Origin of the sequence: Pseudomonas sp. ITEM 17296 (assembly GCF_028895205.1) — a bacterium.
Lineage (GTDB): Bacteria > Pseudomonadota > Gammaproteobacteria > Pseudomonadales > Pseudomonadaceae > Aquipseudomonas > Aquipseudomonas kermanshahensis.
In genome coordinates, this window is record NZ_WJRS01000001.1 from 259795 (window position 1) to 281488 (window position 21694).

The window sequence follows — 21694 nt, forward strand, 5'->3', positions numbered from 1 at the left end:
TTTCAGCCCCAGGAGATCAGCGATGCCCAGCCGTCGTGAACGTGCCAACGCCATTCGTGCCCTCAGCATGGATGCCGTGCAAAAGGCTAACAGCGGCCACCCAGGTGCCCCTATGGGCATGGCGGATATCGCCGAAGTGCTTTGGCGTGACTACCTGAAGCACAACCCGAGCAACCCAAGCTTCGCCGACCGTGACCGCTTCGTGCTGTCCAACGGCCACGGCTCGATGCTGATCTACTCGCTGCTGCACCTGACCGGCTACGACCTGTCGATCGACGACCTCAAGGCCTTCCGCCAGCTGCACAGCCGTACCCCGGGCCACCCGGAATACGGCTACACCCCAGGCGTAGAGACCACCACCGGCCCCCTGGGCCAAGGCCTGGCCAACGCCGTGGGCTTCGCCCTGGCGGAAAAAGTCCTGGGCGCACAGTTCAACCGTGAAGGCCACAACATCGTCGACCACAACACCTACGTGTTCCTCGGCGACGGCTGCATGATGGAAGGTATCTCCCACGAAGTCGCCGCTTTGGCCGGCACCCTGGGCCTGGGCAAGCTGATTGCCTTCTATGACGACAACGGCATCTCCATCGACGGCGAAGTCGAAGGCTGGTTCACCGACGACACGCCGAAGCGTTTCGAAGCCTACAACTGGCAGGTGATCCGCAACGTCGACGGCCATGACGCCGACGAGATCAAGACCGCGATCGAGACTGCACGCAAAAGCGAGCAGCCGACCCTGATCTGCTGCAAGACCATCATCGGCTTCGGTTCGCCGAACAAGCAGGGCAAGGAAGACTGCCACGGCGCACCGCTGGGCAACGACGAAATCGCCCTGGCCCGCAAAGAACTGAACTGGAACCACGGCCCGTTCGAAATCCCGGCCGACATCTATGCCGAGTGGGACGCCAAGGCCGCCGGTGCCAAGGCTGAAGCCGAGTGGAACCAGCGCTTCGACGCCTACGCCGCGGCTTTCCCAGAGCTGGCTGCCGAGTTCAAGCGCCGTGACAGCGGCGAGCTGCCGGCCGACTTCTCCGAGAAGGCCCAGGCCTACATCAACGAAGTCGCTGCCAAAGGCGAGACCATTGCCAGCCGCAAGGCCAGCCAGAATGCCCTGAACGCCTTCGGCCCGCTGCTGCCCGAGTTCCTCGGCGGTTCGGCTGACCTGGCCGGTTCCAACCTGACCCTGTGGAAAGGTTGCAAAGGCGTCGACGCCCATGACGCTAGCGGCAACTACGTGTACTACGGTGTGCGCGAGTTCGGCATGACCGCGATCATGAACGGCGTTGCCCTGCACGGCGGCCTGGTGCCTTACGGCGCGACCTTCCTGATGTTCATGGAATACGCCCGCAACGCAGTGCGCATGTCGGCCCTGATGAAGCAGCGCGTGATCCACGTCTACACCCACGACTCCATCGGCCTGGGCGAAGACGGCCCGACTCACCAGCCGATCGAGCAGCTGACCAGCCTGCGCAGCACGCCGAACCTGGACACCTGGCGCCCAGCTGACGCGGTCGAATCGGCCGTGTCCTGGAAAAACGCCCTGGAGCGCAAAGACGGCCCATCGGCGCTGATCTTCTCGCGTCAGAACCTGCAGCATCAGGACCGTAACGCCCAGCAGATCGCTGACATCAGCCGTGGTGGCTACATCCTCAAGGACTGCGCTGGCGAGCCAGAGCTGATCCTGATCGCCACCGGTTCCGAAGTGGGCCTGGCGGTTCAGGCCTTCGACAAGCTGAGCGAGCAAGGCCGCAAGGTCCGCGTGGTTTCCATGCCGTGCACCAGCGTGTTCGACGCCCAGGACGCTGGCTACAAGCAGTCTGTACTGCCACTGGAAGTGGGTGCGCGCATCGCCATCGAAGCTGCCCACGCCGACTTCTGGTACAAGTACGTCGGCCTGGAAGGCCGTATCATCGGCATGACCACCTACGGTGAGTCGGCCCCGGCCTCTGCATTGTTCGAAGAATTCGGCTTCACCCTGGAGAACATCCTGGGCACCGCCGAAGAGCTGCTGGAAGACTGATACAGGCAAAGCGAGGGCCTTTGGCCCTCGTTCGCGGCACAAGGCCGCTCCCACAGGATCTGCATACGCCGCAGTACCCTGTGGGAGCGGCCTTGTGCCGCGAATGGGCCGTAAGGCGGCCCCTTTCAACCGACGGATTTCAAGAGCCACCTATGCCCCACCCGCGTCCCTACAAAGTTGCACTCAACGGTTATGGCCGCATCGGCCGCTGTGTCCTGCGCGCGTTGTTCGAGCGGGGGGCGAAGGCCGGTTTCGAGATTGTTGCGCTGAACGACCTGGCCGATCAGGCCAGCCTCGAGTACCTGACACGCTTCGACTCCACCCACGGGCGTTTCCCCGGTGAAGTGAGGGTCGACGGCGACTGTCTGCATATTAACGGCGACTGCGTGAAGGTCATGCGCAGCGCCACCCCGGAAGGCATCGACTGGGCCGCCCTGGACATCGACCTGGTGCTGGAGTGCTCCGGCGCCTACAACACCCGCGCCGATGGCCAGCGTTTTCTTGATGCCGGCGCGCCACGGGTGCTGTTCTCGCAGCCCATGGCCAGCGAGGCGGACGTGGACGCCACGGTGGTCTACGGCATCAACCAGGCATGCCTGACGGGCAGCGAGCGCCTGGTGTCCAACGCGTCCTGCACCACCAACTGCGGCGTGCCGCTGTTGCGCGTGCTGGACCAGGCGTTCGGCATCGAATACGTGCAGATCACCACCATCCACTCGGCGATGAACGACCAGCCGGTGATCGACGCTTACCACCACGAAGACCTGCGCCGTACGCGCTCTGCGTTCCAGTCGGTGATCCCGGTGTCCACGGGCCTTGCGCGCGGCATCGAGCGGCTGCTGCCGGAACTTGCCGGGCGAATTCAGGCCAAAGCGGTACGCGTGCCGACCGTCAACGTCTCATGCCTGGACATCACGCTGCAGACCGCCCGCGACACCAGCGCCGCCGAGGTCAACCGGGTGCTGCGCGAGGCAGCGCTGGAGGGCCCGCTCAAAGGATTGCTGGCCTATACCGAGCTGCCCCACGCCAGCTGTGATTTCAACCACGACCCGCATTCGGCGATCGTCGATGCCAGCCAGACCCGTGTTTCCGGCCCCCGCCTGGTAAACCTGCTGGCTTGGTTCGACAACGAATGGGGGTTCGCCAACCGTATGCTCGACGTTGCCGAACACTATCTGCACGTCGTTCAACCAACCCGCAACAAACAGCCCTGAAGGACTGCATTCATGACCGTGTTGAAGATGACCGACCTCGACCTGCAAGGTAAACGCGTACTGATCCGCGAAGACCTCAACGTGCCTGTGAAGGACGGTGTGGTAGCCAGCGACGCGCGTATCCTGGCAGCGCTGCCGACCATCAAGCTGGCCCTGGAAAAGGGTGCAGCGGTAATGGTCTGCTCGCACCTGGGCCGCCCGACCGAAGGTGAATTCTCTGCCGAGAACAGCCTCAAGCCGGTCGCCGACTACTTGAGCAAGGCCCTGGGCCGTGACGTGCCGCTGATCGCCGACTACCTGGAAGGTGTCGAGGTCAAGGCCGGTGACCTGGTGCTGTTCGAGAACGTGCGCTTCAACAAGGGCGAGAAAAAGAACGCCGACGAGCTGGCGCAGAAATACGCTGCCCTGTGCGACGTGTTCGTGATGGACGCGTTCGGCACTGCCCACCGCGCCGAAGGTTCGACCCATGGCGTGGCCAAGTTCGCCAAAGTCGCCGCTGCCGGCCCACTGCTGGCCGCCGAGCTGGATGCCCTGGGCAAGGCGCTGAAAGCCCCGGCCAAGCCAATGGCGGCCATCGTCGCTGGCTCCAAGGTGTCGACCAAACTCGACGTGCTGAACAGCCTGAGCACCGTTTGCGACCTGCTGATCGTCGGTGGTGGCATCGCCAACACCTTCCTGGCGGCTGCTGGCCACCCCGTCGGCAAGTCGCTGTACGAGCCTGACCTGGTCGATACCGCCAAGGCCATCGCTGCCAAGGTCAACGTGCCGCTGCCGGTCGACGTGGTGGTTGCCAAGGAATTCGCTGAAAGCGCCGAAGCGACCGTCAAGGCCATTGCCGACGTTGCCGCTGACGACATGATCTTGGACATCGGCCCGCAAACCGCTGCCAACTTCGCCGAGCTGCTGAAGTCGTCGCAGACCATTCTGTGGAATGGCCCGGTTGGCGTGTTCGAGTTCGACCAGTTCGGCAACGGCACCAAAGTGCTGGCCAAAGCCATCGCCGAAAGCGCCGCGTTCTCCATCGCGGGCGGTGGTGACACCCTGGCGGCGATCGACAAATATGGCGTTGGCGCCGATATCTCCTACATTTCTACCGGTGGTGGCGCGTTCCTCGAGTTCGTCGAGGGCAAAGTCCTGCCGGCTGTGGCAATTCTGGAAGAGCGGGCCAAGGCCTGATGACGTTGGCGCTTGGCAAAGGGAGCGACCTGATGGTCAAGCAATTGCCTGTGATGATTCTGGCCGGGATGCTGAGTGCGTGCTCCAGCAGCCCGTCTTCGGATGAAGCCGCGTCGCGGTCGCCCAAGGGCGGCTGCTACCAGTCCGAGTGGCAGGCTGAGACCGTACCGGTCATCAACAAGCGCCTGGGTCCGGATGGCCTGGAAAAGTACGACGAAGACCACCAGCACAAGGCGCCTGGTTGCCCTTGATCGGGTTCTCGGGCACCTAAGCTGGGTTTGAAGGTCTTCAACACTGGGGCCGCTGTGCGGCCCATCGCCGGCAAGCCAGCTCCCACAGGCCTTGCACATGCCTTAGGGGGGTGCAGTACCTGTGGGAGCCGGCTTGCCGGCGATGGGCTGCAAAGCAGCCCTTAGCGGAGTAATGAGATGAAAGCGCTTATGGCCATCGCGGCCCTGGCGACACTGGCAGGATGCTCACTGCTGCAGCCGGCGCAACCCGCCCCGGCAGACAACTGGACCCGTTGGGTCTGTGACACCCAGACCGAAGTGCTGTGGCGCTTCGCGGATGCACAACAAGATTCGGTCGACGTACGCCTTGGCGGCGGCGACCAGGTCTACCGGCTCAAATCCGAGCCGAGCGCGTCGGGCGCGATGTACAGCGATGGCGTGCTGGCCTTCCACACCAAAGGCGAAGAAGGCCTGGTGTACTGGGTGGCAACCAACGATCTGATAGGGCGGGGCTGCAAGGCACCGTGACTGGCCGGGCCGCCCAGGTGGCCCACACTACTTGAACAGCAACCGCCCCTGCGGCAGGCTTGCACGAAACAAACGACGCTTGTCGGGAGAGAGATACACAATGGCACTCATTAGCATGCGCCAGATGCTGGACCACGCCGCCGAGTTCGGTTACGGCGTTCCAGCTTTCAACGTCAACAACCTCGAGCAAATGCGCGCAATCATGGAAGCCGCCGACAAGACCGACTCTCCGGTCATCGTGCAGGCTTCGGCGGGTGCCCGTAAATACGCCGGTGCGCCCTTCCTGCGCCACCTGATCCTGGCCGCGATCGAAGAGTTCCCGCACATCCCGGTGTGCATGCACCAGGACCACGGCACCAGCCCTGACGTGTGCCAGCGCTCGATCCAGCTGGGCTTCAGCTCGGTCATGATGGACGGCTCGCTGGGTGAAGACGGCAAAACCCCAACCGACTACGAGTACAACGTCCGCGTTACTCAGCAGACCGTTGCCATGGCGCACGCCTGCGGCGTTTCGGTAGAAGGCGAGCTGGGCTGCCTGGGTTCGCTGGAAACCGGCATGGCCGGTGAAGAAGACGGTATCGGTGCTGAAGGCGTGCTGGATCACAGCCAAATGCTGACCGACCCGGAAGAAGCCGCCGACTTCGTCAAGAAGACCCAGGTCGACGCCCTGGCCATCGCCATCGGCACCAGCCATGGCGCCTACAAGTTCACCAAGCCACCGACCGGTGACGTGCTGGCGATCGACCGCATCAAGGAAATCCACAAGCGCATCCCTAACACCCACCTGGTGATGCACGGTTCCTCTTCGGTACCGCAAGAGTGGCTGGCGATCATCAACCAGTACGGCGGCGACATCAAAGAAACCTACGGCGTACCGGTTGAAGAAATCGTCGAAGGCATCAAGCACGGCGTGCGCAAGGTTAACATCGACACCGACCTGCGCCTGGCCTCCACCGGTGCCATGCGTCGCCTGATGGCCCAGAACCCAAGCGAGTTCGACCCGCGCAAGTTCTTCGGTGAAACCGTCAAAGCCATGCGTGACGTGTGCATCGCCCGTTACGAAGCCTTCGGCACCGCCGGCAATGCCTCCAAGATCAAACCGATCTCCCTGGAGGGCATGTTCCAGCGTTACCTGAAAGGTGAATTGGCCGCCAAGGTCAATTGATGCGCTGGTAGTACTGAAAAAACCCGCAGAGATGCGGGTTTTTTTATGCCTGCGATAACCCGTATTCACGGCAGAGCAACCGTTAGTCGGCTACCGTACAGTTTATGCACTGATAGCGTTCTGATTGCATTGCGAGTTACAGGCCCGGGTCTAGAGTACTTATCGGATCCAATCGTGATTTGAAGTCGGTCACACAATAGAGAAGCAGCATGGATGGCGCTCACCTTCAACCACAGCCACGGGATGGTGGCAGCTCGGTTCTACTGGTGGTAGATGATTACCCCGAGAACCTCATCAGTATGCGGGCCTTGCTGGCCCGGCAGGATTGGCAAGTATTGACCGCAAGTTCGGGGGTGGAAGCCCTGAGTGCCTTGCTCGAACACGACGTCGACCTGGTCTTGCTGGATGTACAGATGCCAGAAATGGACGGCTTCGAAGTCGCCCGGCTGATGCGCGGCAGCCAGCGCACGCGGCTGACCCCGATCATCTTCCTTACCGCTAACGAACAGTCCGATGCCGCCGTGCTGAAGGGGTACGCCAGTGGCGCGGTGGACTACATGTTCAAGCCGTTCGACCCGCAGATTCTCAAGCCCAAGGTCCAGGCCCTGCTCGATCAGCAACGCAACCGGCGCATGTTGCAGCAACTGACCCGCGAGCTGGAAACAGCCAGGGCGTTCAACGCTTCGATTCTGGAAAACGCCGCCGAAGGGATTCTGGTGGTAGATGCCGCCGGCACCATCAGTTTCGCCAACCCAGCCATTTCACGCTTGCTGGCAGCGCCAGTGGAGCAGTTGCAGGGCGCCCAGTTGCTTGACCTGGTGCAAATGGCCAACGCCAACCTGTGGAGCGAGTCGGACTTCTACCAGGCCTACTTGGGGCGGCGGATCTTCCGCGTGCACGATGCCCAGTTACGCACCCTGGGGGGCGAACTGGTACCGGTCGCGCTGTCGTGTGCACCCTTGCCGGCCGATCAGCAGGCAATGGTGGTGACAGTGCTGGACATGTCGGTGGTGCGCAACCTGCACCAACAGCTCGAGTACCAGGCGGTGACCGATCCGCTGACCGGCCTGCTCAACCGCCGCGGTTTCTACCAGGCCGCCGAGGGCGTGCTGCTGCGCAACGAGCGCTCGGACAAGGCGCAGGCGCTGATGTACATGGACCTGGATGGCTTCAAGCGGATCAACGACTCGTTGGGCCATGAAGCGGGTGATCGCGTGCTGCGCTGGGTCGCCGAGCAGATCAAGGACTGCCTGGGCAGCGAGGCGCTGCTGGCACGAATGGGCGGTGATGAGTTCACGGCGTTGTTCGACAGCTTGCCTTACCCCGAGCAGGCCGGGCGTTACGCCGAGCGCTTGCTCGAGCGCATCGCCATCAGCCAGCAGGTAGAAGGGCTGGATGTGTGCCTTGGGGTCAGCATTGGTATCGCCACCTACCCCGACTGCGGTGCCACCGTCGAGGGCCTGCTGCGCGCAGCCGATGCGGCGATGTACGCGGCCAAGCAGGCTGGCCGCCAGCAATACCGCTTCTATGACCACGAGCTCAATGGCCGCGCACGTTCGCGGCTGATGCTTGAAGACGGTGTACGGGCAGCAATCGAACAGCAGGACTTCAGCCTGGTGTATCAACCCCAGGTGGGCTTCGCCGACGGCCACTTGCGCGGTTTCGAGGCGTTGTTGCGCTGGCAGCACCCCAGCGTTGGCGATGTGCCGCCAGGGCTGTTCATACCTTTGCTGGAAGAGGCCCGGCTGATCAACCGCCTGGCCAGCTGGATCTACCGCCAGGGGGCAGCGCAGCGCCAGGCCTGGTGCGATCGCTTCCCTCGCGACCTGGTGCTGGGTATCAGCCTGAGCCGTGCCCAGTTCGTCATGCCGGGCCTGGTCGAGGAGCTGCAGCGGGTGATCCTGGATTACCAGCTTGATCCCGCGCAGCTTGAAGTCGAGGTGGCGGAGACGTCGCTGATGTACAACATCGACGCGGCGGTGAAGCAGATACACCGCCTGCGTGAGCTGGGGGTGCGGGTGGCGCTGGATGATTTTGGCGCAGGTGACTGCTCGTTGCGCATGCTGCGGGACTTGCCGATCGATACCCTGAAGCTGGACCGCCACCTGGTGGCACGCCTGCCGGACTCTGCCGTGGACGCCGCGCTGGTACGCAGCGTGGTGGGCCTGTGCGCCGACTACCGCATCACAGTGATCGCCGAGGGCGTGGAAACCCCGGCCCAGGCTGCGTGGTTGAAGGCAAACGGTTGCGCCTACGTGCAGGGTTTTCTGGTAGCGCACCCCATGACCGCAGCGGATGCCAGCGGCTTCCCGGCGATTTTCTCCTGGCCTCGGCCATGATTGGCTAGAATCGCCCTTCGTCACGCCGAATGCACTGCCATGACCGTATTACGTTACCTGCAAGCCTACCCGCCGCACCTGCAAGAGCAGGTGCGGCAGATGATCGACAGCGACCGCCTGGGCGAGTACCTGCAGCGCCGTTACCCGGACCGCCATGACGTGCAGAGCGACAAGGCGCTGTACGGTTATGCCCAAGAGTTGCGGCAGCAGTACCTGCGCAGTGCGCCTAACCTGGACAAGGTGCTGTTCGACAACCGCCTGGACCTGACCCACCGAGCGTTGGGGCTGAACACGGCGGTATCCCGGGTGCAGGGTGGCAAGCTCAAGGCGAAGAAGGAAATCCGCATCGCCGCTTTGTTCAAGGAGGCCGCGCCGCAGTTTTTGCGCATGATCGTGGTGCACGAGTTGGCGCACCTGCGTGAGCGCGACCATAACAAAGCGTTTTACCAGCTCTGTCAGCACATGGAGCCGGACTACCATCAACTGGAATTCGACCTGCGCGTCTACCTGACCTATCGGGAGCTGCCGGGCAACTGTTAAGGACCACGCAGCATGGAAGTGAGCAAGACCAAGAGCAGCTTCTACCGCCGCCTATACGTGGCCTGGCTGATCGACAGCCAGACCGCGACCAGCGTGCCGGCGCTGATGGAGGCCACCGGCATGCCACGCCGCACGGCCCAGGACACCATCGCCGCCCTGGCCGACCTGGACATCGTCTGTGAGTTCGAGCAGCAGGAAGGCGCGCGCAATCATGCCGGGCATTACCGCATTCATGACTGGGGCGCGATCGACAAGCAGTGGATCATTCGGCATTTGCGCCAGATCCGCGAAGTGCTGGGGTATCCCTGACCTGCTCTAAAGTCGTCCTGTGGGAGATTGCCCAGCTTCTTGGCGTTGCGCTGCCGCGCAGAGACCAATGGTCATTGTGGGAGCGGGCTTGTCCCGCGAATGGGGCTACGCGGTGCATGGGGCTACGCGGTGCATGGCACCGGCTTCGCCGGTGTTCGCGGGGCAAGCCCGCTCCCACAGCGCCCTGGGCCTTCTCAGCCTTTACGCATACCGATATGCGCAATGTCATCCTCAAGGTATTCCTCACCCACCGCCTTAAACCCATGCCCGGCATAAAACCCTTGCAGGTGTGCCTGCGCCGACAGGTACACCGGCGTACCCGGCCAGCAATGCTCGGCCGCCTCCAGCCCTTTGAGCAGCAACGCATGCCCCAGCTTGAGCCCGCGCGCCGCAGGTGACGTGACCACGCGGCCGATGACCACATCGCCCCCTTGGGATTGCGGGTCGAGCAGGCGCAGGTAAGCCACCAGCTTGTCGTCTTGCCAGGCCATCAGGTGCAGGGTGTCGCCGGTCAGGTCCTGGCCATCGACTTCCTGGTAGCTGCAGCGTTGCTCGACCACGAACACTTCAGTGCGCAATTGCAGGATGGCATAGAGCTGCTCCTTGCCGAGATCAGTGTGGTGCTTGCAAAGCCAGTCGATGGACATGGGCAGGAACTCCTTGAATGATCCGTCGATCATCGCAAATCCCAAGGCTACCGACGAGTGGCTGATTGCTGCAGGCGGTGTCATGCAGCCTTCGGCCAAAATAGAGGCAAAATGACACTATTGTCCGCTGCCTTCGGCTGCAGCTTTGTGTACGCTCAGCGGCAGTTGTGGTGAAGACCGCCTACACAGTGTGTGCCCTCCATTGCGAAAGGACTTGAGCATGCGGCCACTGCTTTGTGTTCTGGGGTTGCTGGCAGTGATGCTGGCCTCGCCCGCCCAGGGTCACGGCAAGCTGCGGCTTGTGGCGGACAACTGGCCACCGTTTACCGACACCAGCATGCCCGGCGGCGGTTTGGCGACCAGCATCGTCACCACTGCGCTGGCCCGGGCCGGATACACCAGCGCGTTCGAAGAAGTGCCCTGGGCGCGGGCGTTGATGGGCGTCAGCGAAGGGCGTTACGACGTGCTGATCAATGCCTGGCGCAACGACGCGCGTGCGCGCATCGGGCAGTTTTCCGACGCCTACCTGACTAACCGCATCCGCTTGCTCAAGCGCAAGGGTGAGGCGTTTGACTATCAGCATGCTGCCGATTTGTACCCGTACAGCATTGCCGTGGTGCGCGACTATGCCTACTCACCCGATTTCGACGGCGACACCCGCTTGCACAAGGTGCCTGTGCGCAACTTCTCGTCAGCCGTGCGCATGTTGGCGGCAGGCCGGGTGAACCTGGCGGTAGAAGATGAATACGTGGCCCGTTACAACCTGCAGCGCGAGCCGCAGGCGGTGCGTGAGGGTGTGGAACTGATCGACCCGCCACTGGCGCAGAACAGCCTGCATATTCTGGTCAGCCTGAAACACCCGCAACACCAGCAGATTGTCGAACGGTTCGAGCAGGCGATTGCGGCGATGAAAGCTGATGGCAGTTATGCGCGCTTGTTACGCCAGCATGGCTTTTGATCTCTAATACCCGTGCTGGCCTCTTCGCGGGTAAACCCGCTCCCACACAAGCGATACACACCCCCTGTGGGAGCGGGTTCACCCGCGAAGAGGCCGCCACAGGCCACATAACATTTAGGCCGGCGCGCTTTCCTTGACCAGGTGCGCCGCCAACGTGCGCAATGGCCCCAACTGCCTGCAAATCAGTGCCAGCTGGGTCTGCACCAACCGCTGGTGCTCATCCAGCTCTTCCGGCATCTGCTCCAGGTCGTTGGCCAGCGCTTCTTCGGCATCACTGTGGATCGCCACCGGTAGCCGCGCCGCCAGGCCATTGGCGATTTCATCCAGGCTGTTGGCCAGGCTTTGCCCCGCGCCCTCGATCAACTGCTCCTGCACCTCCGCCGGCAAGGCGGTGTCGCGGTGCGCGCCAAGCCCGGAGAGGTAGCTGAGCAGCGTGTGCGACAACACCAGGAAACGGAAGCCAACGTCCGCTTCCTTGCGGAAGTGCCCCGGTTCCATGAGCATGTTGGCCAGCGTGGTCGACAGCGCCGCATCGGCGTTGTGGGCATTGCGGCGGGCCAGGCGGTAGGCGAGGTCGTCGCGTTTGCCGTGGGCATACTGCTGCATGATCTGGCGCAGGTACACGCTGGCGCAGGCCAAGGTGTTGGCCAGCGCCTTGTTCAAGCGCCGGCCTTGCCAGTCGGGCAGGAACAGGAACACCGCCAGAATGGCGATCAGGCTGCCCACCAGGGTATCGAACAGGCGCGGCAGGAACAGGCCGTAGCCGTCGCCGATCTGGTTGAAGCAGAACAGCACCATCAAGGTGATCGCTGCGGTTGCCAAGGTGTACCGGGTGGTGCGGTTGACGAAGAACACCACCCCGGCGACCACGGCGAACATCGACTGGACGATCGGGCTGGGGAACAGGTCGAACAGGGCCCAGCCGACCGTCAAGCCGATGGCCGTGCCGAACACCCGCTGCACCAGCTTGCGCCGGGTTGCGCCATAGTTGGGCTGGCAGACGAACAGCGTGGTGAGGATGATCCAGTAGCCCTGGGTCGGGTGAATCAAATGCACCATGCCGTAGCCGATCGACAGTGCCAGCGACAGGCGCAGGGCGTGGCGGAACAGCAGCGAGGTCGGCGTGAGCTGGGTGCGCAGGCGGCTCAAGACATCCTTCAGCGAGCGTGGCGAACGGTCGAGCAAGCTGCTGTCACTGGCATCGGCCAGGCTGTCCGGGTTGCTGGCGGCGCCCAGCAGGCGGTCGAGGGTGGCAAGGTTCGCCGCCAGTGCCCGCAACGACCGCAGCAGGCTACGCCAGGCGGGGTTGTTTTGATTGCGCAAGTGCTCCAGAGAGGCGTTGAGGTCCTCCAGGGTGTCGGCAAACCGGCTGTCAAGCACGAACGGCTGGCGCAAGCGGATCGAGCGCGCCAGGTCTTGGCAGGCGGAGCCTTGATGACGCAGCAGGCGCTGGCAGCGGAACATCACGTCGCTGTGGAAGAACGCTTCGGCCAGGGCGTTGTACGGGTAATGCGAGGCGCTGACGCGCTCGTGAATATCCTGGGCCAGAAAGTACAGTTTCAGGTAACGGCTGACCTTGGAATTTGGCTGGCTGTTGCCGACCCGGTGCAGGATGATTTCCTTGGCAGCGTTGAGCGCCGCGACCACCTTGCCATTCTGCTGGGCCAGCTCCAGGCGGCGCGCCTCCAGGTCGAGGTTGCGGATGGGTTCGAACAGGTTGGCCTTGAGCTTGAGGTAGCGCCCCAGCTCGAAAAACAGTTTGGCCAGGCTTTGCTGCACCGGCTGATTGGAGAACAACGCTTGCCACAGCACCGACAGTAGGCCGTACCAGGCCGCGCCCGCCACCAGCAGCATCGGCTCGTGCCAGAAGTCATTCACCTGGCCGCCGCGTTGGTCCACGCCGATCATGGTGTACACCGACAGAATCAGCGTGGCTGAAGCGATCGCACCATAGCGCTCGCCCAGTGCACCGAGCATGGTCAGGCCAAAGGCCGCCAGGGCCAGGGCGCCGGCGAAGATCCAGGGGTAGGGGAACAGTAACTCGACCGACAGCGCGGCGATGGCAAAACACACCAGGGTTACCGCCAGCGCGCTGAGCCGGCCTTGCCAGCTGTCGTCGGTTTCGGCCAGGGCGCTGGCGATGATGCCCAGGAACAAGGGGATCAGCAGGGCCATTTCATCCTGGTACCAGCACAAGGCCATGCTGCCGGTAAGGGCGACCGTAACCCTGATGCTGTAGCTGAACTTGTCTTGGCCCCACAGGCGACGCAGTGACTGACGGAACGAGCTCGATGACATGATGGCCTTGGGCTGTGATCGAATGAATACAATGCCGCACGGACCAGCAAGAAGCGTTCCGTGCTGCTGAATGGATTCTACTCTACACGAACTGCGCCGCAGCGTTAGCCGATGCCCATGCCCACTGGAAATTGAAACCGCCCAGGTGGCCGGTGACATCCAGCACCTCGCCAATGAAGTACAGCCCCGGGGCTTTGAGCGACTCCATGGTCTTGGACGACACCTCGCGGGTGTCCACGCCGCCCAGCGTCACTTCGGCGGTGCGATAGCCCTCGGTGCCAGCCGGTACCACCTGCCAGGCTGCCAGTTTTTCGGCGATCTGGGCCAGTTCTGCCGGGGTGTACTGCTTCATCGGCTTCGATTCGAACCACTGCTCGGCCAACAGGTTGGCCAGCTTGCGGGTGAACACCTCGCCAAGCACCGTCTTCAGTTCTGCGTTGGCGCGCTCGGCCTGCTGCTGTTGCAGCCAGGTCAGTGCATCGCGGTCCGGCAGCAGGTTGATCTCCACCGTGTCGCCGGCCTCCCAGAACGAGGAGATCTGCAGAATCGCCGGGCCGCTCAGGCCGCGGTGGGTAAACAGCAGGTTCTCGCGGAAGCTGGTGCCGTTGCAGCTGGCCGTGCAGTCCAGCGAGGTGCCCGACAGTTCAGTGCACAGTGCCTTGAGTTGGGGCTCGGTGATGGTGAAAGGCACCAGCCCGGCGCGGGTCGGCAGCAGGGTGTGGCCGAACTGGCGCGCCACCTGGTAGCCGAAACCGGTAGCACCCAGGGTCGGGATCGACAGGCCGCCGGTGGCGATCACCAGTGACTGGCAGGCGAACTGCCCGGCACTGGTTTGCAGCAGGTAGCCGCTTTCGGTTTTCTCGATGTGCGAGATGCTGGTGTCCATGCGCAACTCGGCACCGGCCTCGTCGCACTCGGCCAGGAGCATGTTGAGGATGTCGCTGGCCTTGTTGTCGCAGAACAGCTGCCCGAGCTTCTTCTCGTGATACGGCACGCCATGCTTGGCCACCAGCTCGATGAAGTCCCACTGGGTGTAGCGGGCCAGCGCCGACTTGCAGAAGTGCGCGTTGTGCGAAAGGAAGTTGGCAGGCTCGGTGTACATGTTGGTGAAGTTGCAGCGCCCGCCGCCGGACATCAAGATTTTCTTGCCTGGCTTGTTGGCGTGGTCGAGCAGCAGTACCCGGCGGCCACGGCGGGCGCTGAGCTGGGCGCACATCAGGCCGGCGGCGCCGGCGCCGAGGATGATCACGTCGGTGGTGTGCACGGGTTACCTCTTGAAGATTGCTGGGGCTGCCTTGCAGCCCTTTCGCGACACAAGGCCGCTCCTACAGGGGATCGCGTAACCCGTGTAGGAGCGGCCTTGTGTCGCGAAAGGGCCGCAAAGCGGCCCCAAAAGTTTTTTAAATGATGCGGACTTTCAGGGCGCGGCCCTTGATCTTGCCGCTGTTCAGGCGCTGCATCGCCTGCTTGGCCAGTGCCCGTTCCACTGCCACGAAGGCCTGGAAATCGAAGATGGCGATCTTGCCCACCTGCTTGCCCGGGATGCCGGCATCGCCGGTCAATGCGCCGAGGATGTCACCCGGGCGCAGTTTGTCCTTGCGCCCGGCAGCGATGCACAAGGTGCTCATCACCGGCAGCAGCGGCTCGCCACCTTTATTTTTCAGGCTGTCCAGCTGGTCCCAGCGCAGCGGGCTCTTCTGCAGCGCTTCGATGGCCTGGGCGCGGTGGCCTTCGGCCGGGGCCACCAGGCTGACCGCAACGCCCTTCTCGCCGGCACGGCCGGTACGGCCGACACGGTGCACGTGGATCTCGGCGTCACGCGCCAGCTCGACGTTGAGCACCATGTCCAGGCCGTCGATGTCCAGGCCGCGCGCGGCCACGTCGGTCGCCACCAGCACCGAGCTGCTGCGGTTGGCGAACATGGCCAGCACTTGGTCGCGGTCGCGCTGTTCGAGGTCACCGTGCAGGGCCTGGGCGACGATGCCTTTGGCCGTCAGGTGGGCGACCACGTCTTCGCACTGCTGCTTGGTGAAGCAGAACGCCACGCACGATTGCGGGCGATAGTGGCCGAGCACGCGGGTCACCGCTTCGAGGCGCTGTTGCGCGTCGATTTCGATGAAGCGTTGTTCGATCTGGTTGTCAGTGTGCAGGCTTTCGACCTTGACCTGCTGCGGGTTGCGCATGAAGTCTGCGGCAAGCTGCTTGATGCCGGACGGGTAGGTGGCCGAGAACAGCAGGGTCTGGCGGCGGGCTGGGGTCTTGCCGATGATGCTGGCGATGGCATCGAAGAAGCCCATGTCGAGCATGCGGTCAGCTTCGTCGAGGATCAGCGTATTGAGCCCGTCGAGTACCAGGGTGCCTTTGTCCAGGTGCTGCTGGATGCGCCCCGGGGTGCCGACGATGATGTGCGCACCGTGCTCCAGCGACGCGATCTGCGGGCCGAGCGAAACGCCGCCGCAGAGGGTCAGGATCTTGATGTTGTCTTCGGCGCGGGCCAGCCGGCGCAACTCTTTGGCGACCTGGTCGGCGAGTTCGCGGGTCGGGCACAGGACCAGCGCCTGGCAACCGAAGTAGCGCGGGTTGATCGGGTTCAGCAGGCCGATGCCGAACGCAGCGGTCTTGCCGCTGCCGGTCTTGGCCTGGGCGATCAGGTCCTGGCCCTTGAGGATGACCGGCAGGCTCTGGGCCTGGATCGGCGTCATCGAGGCATAGCCGAGGGCGTCCAGGTTGGCCAGCATGGCGGCGGACAGCGGCAGGGTGGCAAAGGCGGTGGATTCGGTGGTCACGAGGCGGGCCTGTGTGGCGAAGCGAAAAATGCCGCACAGTCTACCAGCCTCATGGCCATTCGCCCTACGACTCCATGTGTTGTTCCGGACGACGGGCACGCCTTCCGTCTGTCGGCGCCAGTTGCAGGAAGATCGCTGCGGCCAGCATGGCCATGATGCCGATGGTCACGAAGGTCAGCTGGAAGGCGCCCAAGGTGCTTTCCACCCCTTCGGCACTGCCCGCTGCCGTGAAGCCGCCCAGCAATGCCCCGGCGCAGGCCACACCCAGGCTCAGCGCCAGTTGCGCGACCACCGACAGCAGGCTGTTGCCGCTGCTGGCGCTGGCATCGTCGAGGTCGATCAGGGTTACCGTGTTCATGGCCGTGAACTGCATGGAGTTCACGGCGCCGAGCAGGCCCAGCTGTATCAGCAGCACGGCGTAGGGCGTCTGCTCGTCGACCAGGCCGAGGCTGGCCAGCAGCAGGCCCAGCAGCAGGGTATTGCCGGTGAGGATGATGCGGTAGCCGAAGCGCTCGATCAGCGGCCGGGCGATGGACTTGGCCAGCATCGCCGCTGCAGCCAGCGGGATCATGCTCATGCCTGCCTGGGCTGGTGAATAGCCCAGTGCCACCTGCAACAGCAAGGGCACGAGGAAGGGCAGGGCGCCGCTGCCCAGGCGCGCGAACAGGTTGCCGAGGATGCCGATGGCAAAGGTGCGCACGCGGAACAGGCTGGGCGAGAACAACGGCTCGGGATCGCGCCCGGCCCGTAGCCAGTAGGCGGCCAGGCAGGCCATGCCAGCGAACAGCAGCAACATCACCCGCAAGTGCGGCAAGTGCAACTCGCCCAAGCCTTCCATGGCGATGGTGATCAGCACCATCGCCGCGCCGAACAAGAGGAAGCCCGGGCCATCGAAGCTGGTGCGCTCGGCGCCGCGCAGGTCAGGGATGAACTTCCACACGGCATAACAGCCGATGGCACCGACCGGCAGGTTGAGCAGGAAGATCCAGTGCCAGCTGAGGATTTCCACCAGCCAGCCACCGACCGTTGGGCCGAGCAGGGGGCCGAGCAGGCCGGGGATGGTGATGAAGCTCATGATCCGCACCAGCTCGGTGCGGGGGTAGGCGCGCAGCACCACCAGCCGCCCGACCGGCAGCATCAGCGCACCGCCCAGGCCTTGAACGACGCGTGCCAGGATCAGAAAGCCCAGGCTGTTGGCGGCGGCGCACAACAGCGAGCCGAAGCTGAACAACAGGATTGCGCTGAAGAAGATGCGTTTGGTGCCAAAGCGGTCGGCGATCCAGCCGGAGGCGGGAATCAGCAAGGCCACGGTGAGCATGTAGGCGATGATCACGCCTTGCATGCGCAGCGGGTCCTCTTCCAGCGAGCGGGCCATGGCCGGCAGCGCGGTGTTGAGAATGGTGCCGTCCAGGGACTGCATGAAGAAAGCGATGGCCACGACCCAGGGGATCCAGCGGGCGGTGACGGGGTCCAGCGGTGCACGATCAGGCATGACGTCCTCTTTTGTCTGTGCCGGCCTCTTCGCGGGGCAAGCCCGCTCCCACAGGATCTCCACTGCCCTCGAATGGGGTGACATCGCTGTGGGAGCGGGCTTGCCCCGCGAAAGGGCCGGTAATGCCTATCACAATGTCAGGGTCAGGCCTTTGACCAGCGCCCCTGGCAAATGACTCGACCCAGTACTGCGCTGTCCATAGGTACTGGTAGACAAGATCATCTCGCGCTCGCGCGTCAGGTCCTCCAGCTGGCTGCCCAGCAAACTGTACAGGCTGTCATCGAAGCGCATGGTGCTTACCGGCCCCTGAATCTGGCCATTCTCCACCCAGAAGGTGGCAAAACGGGTCAGGCCGGTCATGCGTGCTGCTGGCAGGTCCGAGTAGTTCAGGTACCACAAGTTGCTGATATACAGCCCGGTGCCCAGCCGTTCGAGGATTGCTTCACTGGCCAGGTTGCCCGCCGCCAGGCTCAAGGCGCAGGGCGACTCGTAGCTGTCGGCGCCATTCGCCACCAACGCGAACTCGGCCGCACTGCGTGCGCTGATCAGGCGCTGTACGGCTTGGCCTTGCTGGATCAGCGACACATCGACGCGGGGTGACCCCTCATCCGAAAACGCCGGGCTCAGCGAACCGCTGACCTGCTCGTCGAAGCTGACCAGCGGGCTCAGCTGGGCATCGCCGTTATACAGGCGCTGCAGGGCGCTGTTGCCAGTGGCCAGGGCCTGCGCAGAAAACCCGCCCCAGCACAGCATGCCGGCGATCTCGTCCATGGCCGCTGGCGCCAGGTAGGCGCGGTAACTGCCCGGTTTCAAGGTGATGGCGGGGCGGCCCAGGAACGCCAGTTGCTCGCGGGCCAGGCGCAGGCGCGCGACGAACTCGTCAGCGCTCCAGGCCTGCCCGGCATAGTTGGCTTTCACGGCCTGGCCGTTGCTGTGGAACAGGCTCCAGTCCATGTTGAAACTGTTGGCCTGGTGCCAGCCAAAGGCCCCGAACGAGCTGGCGAAGCCGCGACAGATCGGCCCGGCGGCGTAGATGCCGACCAGGTCCAGGTCGCCGGCTTCCTGTTCGATCAAGGCCAGCACTTCATCCAGTTCCGGCAGCGTGTGGTCTTGCTGGCTGTGGCTCTTCCACGGGGTTTCGTCCAGGCGCAGGTAGGGGTCGACGGCCAGCAGGGGCAGGGTCTGGCGCAGTTGGCCCAGGGCATCGGCCAGGCGCGCGCGGTCCTGCACGGCATCATCGCCCAGGGTGATCAACTGCTCGGCCTGGCGGCCATCACAGATCAGGCGCAGTTGCACACTGGCCTGGCTCACCTCGCCGGCCTGGCGCACCTTGGCATGGTTGAAGCGCACGAACTGTGACTGCTCGGCGCTGTAGCCAAAGGTGAACTGTTCGCCCGGCTGCAGGGCATCGCGCAGGGCGCCAAGCAGGCTTTCGAAGCGGTGTTGGGGTGTGGCGCTCATCAGGCGTCGCCTCCGAAGACATCGATCTGGCTGAACACGCAGGCCGGCGAAGCATGGCCAACCCGCACCACCTGGTTGGGCTCGCCTTTGCCGCAATTGGGCGTACCGAGCACCTGGAAGGTGCTGGCGTCGCCGACCGCGGACAAGTTGCGCCAGAACTGCGCCGAGATGCCGCGGTAGTTAGGGTTCTTGACGATGCCCTTGAGCTCGCCGTTTTCGATCAGTTGGCCCCACTCGCAGCCGAACTGGAACTTGTTGCGGGCATCGTCGATGGACCAGGAGCGGTTGGTGCGCATCAGGATGCCGTGCTCGATGCCCTTGACCAGCTGCGCCAGCGAGCGGTCGCCCGGCTCGATGTTGAGGTTGGCCATGCGGTCGATCGGTGCGCGGTTCCAGCCACAGGCACGGCTGTTGGCCACGCCGTCCAGGTCGGAGCGGAACTGCGACAGGGCGCCGCCCAACGGGCGCAGTAGCACGCCATCGCGGATCAGGAACTGCTTGCTGGCCTGGGTGCCGTCATCGTCGTAGCTGTAGCTGGCGAGTTCTTCGCCGATGGTCGGGTCGAAGGTCACGTTGAGCAGCTTCGAGCCGTATTGCAGGTGGCCGAAGTCACTGGCGTTGACGAAACTGGTGCCGGCGTAGTTGCGCTCGTCGCCGAGAATGCGGTCCATCTCCAGCGGGTGGCCGATGGACTCGTGAATCTGCAGCATCATCTGGTCGGGCATCAGCAGCAGGTCACGCGGGCCGCTGGGCGTATTGGGCGCCAACAGCAGTTGCAGCGCCTCGTCGGCGACCCGCCGGGCGGCGCCGACCAGGCCACAGCGCTCGATGACCTCGAAGCCACCCTGCTGGCCAAAGTTGTCCCGGCCCAGGCTGCGGCTCTGGCTGTCTTGGCCGTCACTGGCCGTCACGCTCAGGCCTGGGAACAGGAAGCGCTGGGCGTGGCGCAGCTCGGCGCCGGCGGAGTTGAGGTAGGTTTGTTCGACCAGGGTGATGTCCAGGCCGGCTTGCCAATCCACCAGGCGGCTGTCCTGGGGCACGCTGGCCGACTCGGCGGCGAGCAGGCTCAGGCAATCGGCGAGGTTGGGCAGTGGCTGGTCGAAGTTGGGCGAGACATGGTCGTGGCGTGCGCTGGTCACCGGTTGGTCGCGCAGGTCCAGCAGGCTATGCCTGGCGATCTGCCGGGCCAGCGCTTCGGCGCGTTCGAGCGCCTGCTGCAAGCCTTGTTGGGACAGGTCGGCGGTGGCCGCATAGGCCTCAACGCCGTTGACCCGCACGGTGAGCATGGCGCCCTCGTCCTGGCTGAAGAACGGCGGCTCGGCCACATTGCGACGCACAGACAATGCCTGGTACGACTGCTTCACATGACGCAGGGAAAACAACTCGGCCGTGCTGCGCAGCCCAGCAAAGCGCTGGCGCAACAGGGCGCTGGAATCGAACATGCGGGAACCTCCGAGTCAGTGGTGGCTCCCCCTAGAACCACGCCACTCGCATGCTCAGGCCTGTATCGTCACGGGCCACGAGCAATGCCAGCTCATTATGGCAGCCAGGTACTTCCCTGGTCAGGAAATAACGCGGGCCGTTCAACCACCGCCCTCCCAGCAATGGGGCGGCGTTGTTACGCCCACTTTCTGGATGGCGGCCTTCAACATAGCATTCAGATGCGCTGCGACATGGTGCGAGGTGTCCGTCAGCAAGTAGACGTGGTGCTTTTCGAGGTCGGGCAAGCCCAGCCCTTCCACGTACGCGAGTGAGGTATCCGTGCTATCCAGCCCTTCGACAATGCCCACGGCCAGGCCACTTCTCATGCAGGCCAGTACCGCGTGCCAGTTGGCGCTTTCCAGCAGCACACGGTACGCAATGCCGTGGGCTTTCAGTGCCTGCAAGGCCGCCTCCCGGTACGGGCAACCCTTCAACTGCAGTGCCAGCGGCAAGGGGCGATTGGGGTCATGGCTGAATCCAGGCGCTGCGGCCCAGCGCGGCTGCGTCGAGCGAAGCCACTCGCCTTGCTGCCAGTCGTCACTGCTGACCGCTACAGCCAGGTCCAGCCGCTGTCGCGCAAACAGGTCGATGAGCTCTGCGCTGGATCGCGCTACAGCCTCCAACTCCAGCTTCGGGTTGTTGGCCACGAACACCGGTAGAAAGTCGCTCATGAGGTTGGCGGCATAACCGTCGGGTACGCCTATGCGCACCTTGCCGGTCATCTGCTGTGGCGACAGCGTAGCCAGTAGCCTGTCGTGAGCCATCAAGAAACGTGTCGCTTCGCCCATCAGCTGACGGCCCGCAGGGGTTAGCTCCACCGACTGGTTACTGCGTGTGAACAATTGTTGCCCGATCTTTCCCTCCAGCTTCTGGATCTGCGTCGTCACCGCCGATGGGCTGCGGTGGACGTAGTCGGCCGCCGCCTTGAAACGGCCTAGCCGGGCCACTGCCTGGAAGGTTCTCAGTACATCGATGTCGAGGCCTTTGCCCATGGAGCCACCTGATTTGGTCGGATCGAACCAGCGCTTCGATTTAATCAACTGTACAGC

18 protein-coding genes and 1 pseudogene are annotated in these 21694 nt (G+C 63.8%); 10 read left to right on the forward strand and 9 right to left on the reverse strand.

The annotated features are described in order from the left end of the window. The first annotated feature begins 22 nt into the window (after positions 1 to 22). The 9 genes from tkt (at position 23) to GIB19_RS01135 (ending at position 9521) form a co-directional block, all read left to right on the forward strand. A complete protein-coding gene (gene tkt / locus GIB19_RS01095) occupies positions 23 to 2020 on the forward strand; it encodes a transketolase (protein WP_085272280.1) in 1998 nt (665 codons plus the stop codon). A gap of 152 nt (positions 2021 to 2172) precedes the next feature. Next, positions 2173 to 3234 (forward strand): erythrose-4-phosphate dehydrogenase, encoded by a 1062-nt coding sequence (epd, locus tag GIB19_RS01100; protein WP_027592463.1) that lies wholly within the window; start codon positions 2173 to 2175, stop codon positions 3232 to 3234. 12 nt (positions 3235 to 3246) lie between these two features. Beyond that, complete coding sequence (locus GIB19_RS01105; RefSeq protein ID WP_027592464.1) at positions 3247 to 4410, forward strand: phosphoglycerate kinase; 1164 nt, start codon at positions 3247 to 3249, stop codon at positions 4408 to 4410. Beyond that, positions 4410 to 4661: a hypothetical protein gene (locus GIB19_RS01110; RefSeq protein WP_099430618.1), complete on the forward strand. Its 252-nt coding sequence runs from the start codon at positions 4410 to 4412 to the stop codon at positions 4659 to 4661. The genes GIB19_RS01105 and GIB19_RS01110 overlap by 1 nt, the downstream gene beginning before the upstream one ends. A gap of 177 nt (positions 4662 to 4838) precedes the next feature. After that, complete coding sequence (locus tag GIB19_RS01115) at positions 4839 to 5168, forward strand: MliC family protein (protein WP_027592466.1); 330 nt, start codon at positions 4839 to 4841, stop codon at positions 5166 to 5168. A 100-nt stretch (positions 5169 to 5268) separates the two neighbouring features. Then, on the forward strand, positions 5269 to 6333 hold the full coding sequence (fba, locus tag GIB19_RS01120; RefSeq protein ID WP_008093958.1) for a class II fructose-bisphosphate aldolase: 1065 nt from the start codon (positions 5269 to 5271) through the stop codon (positions 6331 to 6333). A 209-nt stretch (positions 6334 to 6542) separates the two neighbouring features. Then, positions 6543 to 8672, forward strand: coding sequence for a putative bifunctional diguanylate cyclase/phosphodiesterase (locus tag GIB19_RS01125; RefSeq protein WP_265970337.1), 2130 nt, complete (start codon positions 6543 to 6545; stop codon positions 8670 to 8672). Between the two features lie 39 nt (positions 8673 to 8711). Then, positions 8712 to 9212, forward strand: a complete 501-nt coding sequence (locus GIB19_RS01130) for a M48 metallopeptidase family protein (protein ID WP_027592468.1) — start codon at positions 8712 to 8714, stop codon at positions 9210 to 9212. 12 nt (positions 9213 to 9224) lie between these two features. Further along, complete coding sequence (locus GIB19_RS01135; RefSeq protein WP_003249396.1) at positions 9225 to 9521, forward strand: winged helix-turn-helix domain-containing protein; 297 nt, start codon at positions 9225 to 9227, stop codon at positions 9519 to 9521. Between the two features lie 194 nt (positions 9522 to 9715). Here GIB19_RS01135 and GIB19_RS01140 read toward each other — a convergent pair whose 3' ends face one another. Further along, entirely contained in the window at positions 9716 to 10168 is a 453-nt protein-coding gene (locus GIB19_RS01140) for a GNAT family N-acetyltransferase (RefSeq protein ID WP_027592469.1), read from the reverse strand. A 220-nt stretch (positions 10169 to 10388) separates the two neighbouring features. Here GIB19_RS01140 and GIB19_RS01145 point away from each other — a divergent pair, with 220 nt between their 5' ends. Beyond that, the gene (locus GIB19_RS01145) at positions 10389 to 11126 is read left to right on the forward strand and encodes a substrate-binding periplasmic protein (protein WP_274882949.1); all 738 of its coding nucleotides are present in this window, start codon (positions 10389 to 10391) and stop codon (positions 11124 to 11126) included. 114 nt (positions 11127 to 11240) lie between these two features. Here the strand turns inward: GIB19_RS01145 and yccS are convergent, their stop codons facing one another. From yccS to GIB19_RS01180, 8 genes and pseudogenes are all read right to left on the reverse strand, one after another. Further along, positions 11241 to 13424: a YccS family putative transporter gene (yccS, locus tag GIB19_RS01150; RefSeq protein ID WP_027592471.1), complete on the reverse strand. Its 2184-nt coding sequence runs from the start codon at positions 13422 to 13424 to the stop codon at positions 11241 to 11243. A gap of 82 nt (positions 13425 to 13506) precedes the next feature. Then, positions 13507 to 14688, reverse strand: a complete 1182-nt coding sequence (locus tag GIB19_RS01155) for an NAD(P)/FAD-dependent oxidoreductase (RefSeq protein ID WP_274882954.1) — start codon at positions 14686 to 14688, stop codon at positions 13507 to 13509. Between the two features lie 136 nt (positions 14689 to 14824). Then, positions 14825 to 16162: an ATP-dependent RNA helicase DbpA gene (dbpA, locus tag GIB19_RS01160; protein WP_238348789.1), complete on the reverse strand. Its 1338-nt coding sequence runs from the start codon at positions 16160 to 16162 to the stop codon at positions 14825 to 14827. Positions 16163 to 16274: 112 nt separating this feature from the next. Further along, positions 16275 to 17702, reverse strand: coding sequence for a multidrug transporter subunit MdtD (gene mdtD, locus GIB19_RS01165; RefSeq protein ID WP_274882955.1), 1428 nt, complete (start codon positions 17700 to 17702; stop codon positions 16275 to 16277). Between the two features lie 129 nt (positions 17703 to 17831). Then, positions 17832 to 19163: a TldD/PmbA family protein gene (locus tag GIB19_RS01170; RefSeq protein WP_274882957.1), complete on the reverse strand. Its 1332-nt coding sequence runs from the start codon at positions 19161 to 19163 to the stop codon at positions 17832 to 17834. Beyond that, positions 19163 to 20605, reverse strand: a complete 1443-nt coding sequence (locus tag GIB19_RS01175) for a TldD/PmbA family protein (RefSeq protein WP_099430609.1) — start codon at positions 20603 to 20605, stop codon at positions 19163 to 19165. The genes GIB19_RS01170 and GIB19_RS01175 overlap by 1 nt, the downstream gene beginning before the upstream one ends. 31 nt (positions 20606 to 20636) lie before the next feature. After that, a pseudogene (locus tag GIB19_RS28320) lies at positions 20637 to 20750 on the reverse strand (hypothetical protein); the annotation flags it as partial. After that, the gene (locus tag GIB19_RS01180) at positions 20747 to 21637 is read right to left on the reverse strand and encodes a LysR substrate-binding domain-containing protein (RefSeq protein ID WP_085272286.1); all 891 of its coding nucleotides are present in this window, start codon (positions 21635 to 21637) and stop codon (positions 20747 to 20749) included. The gene GIB19_RS01180 and the pseudogene GIB19_RS28320, both read right to left, overlap by 4 nt. Positions 21638 to 21694: the final 57 nt, after the last annotated feature.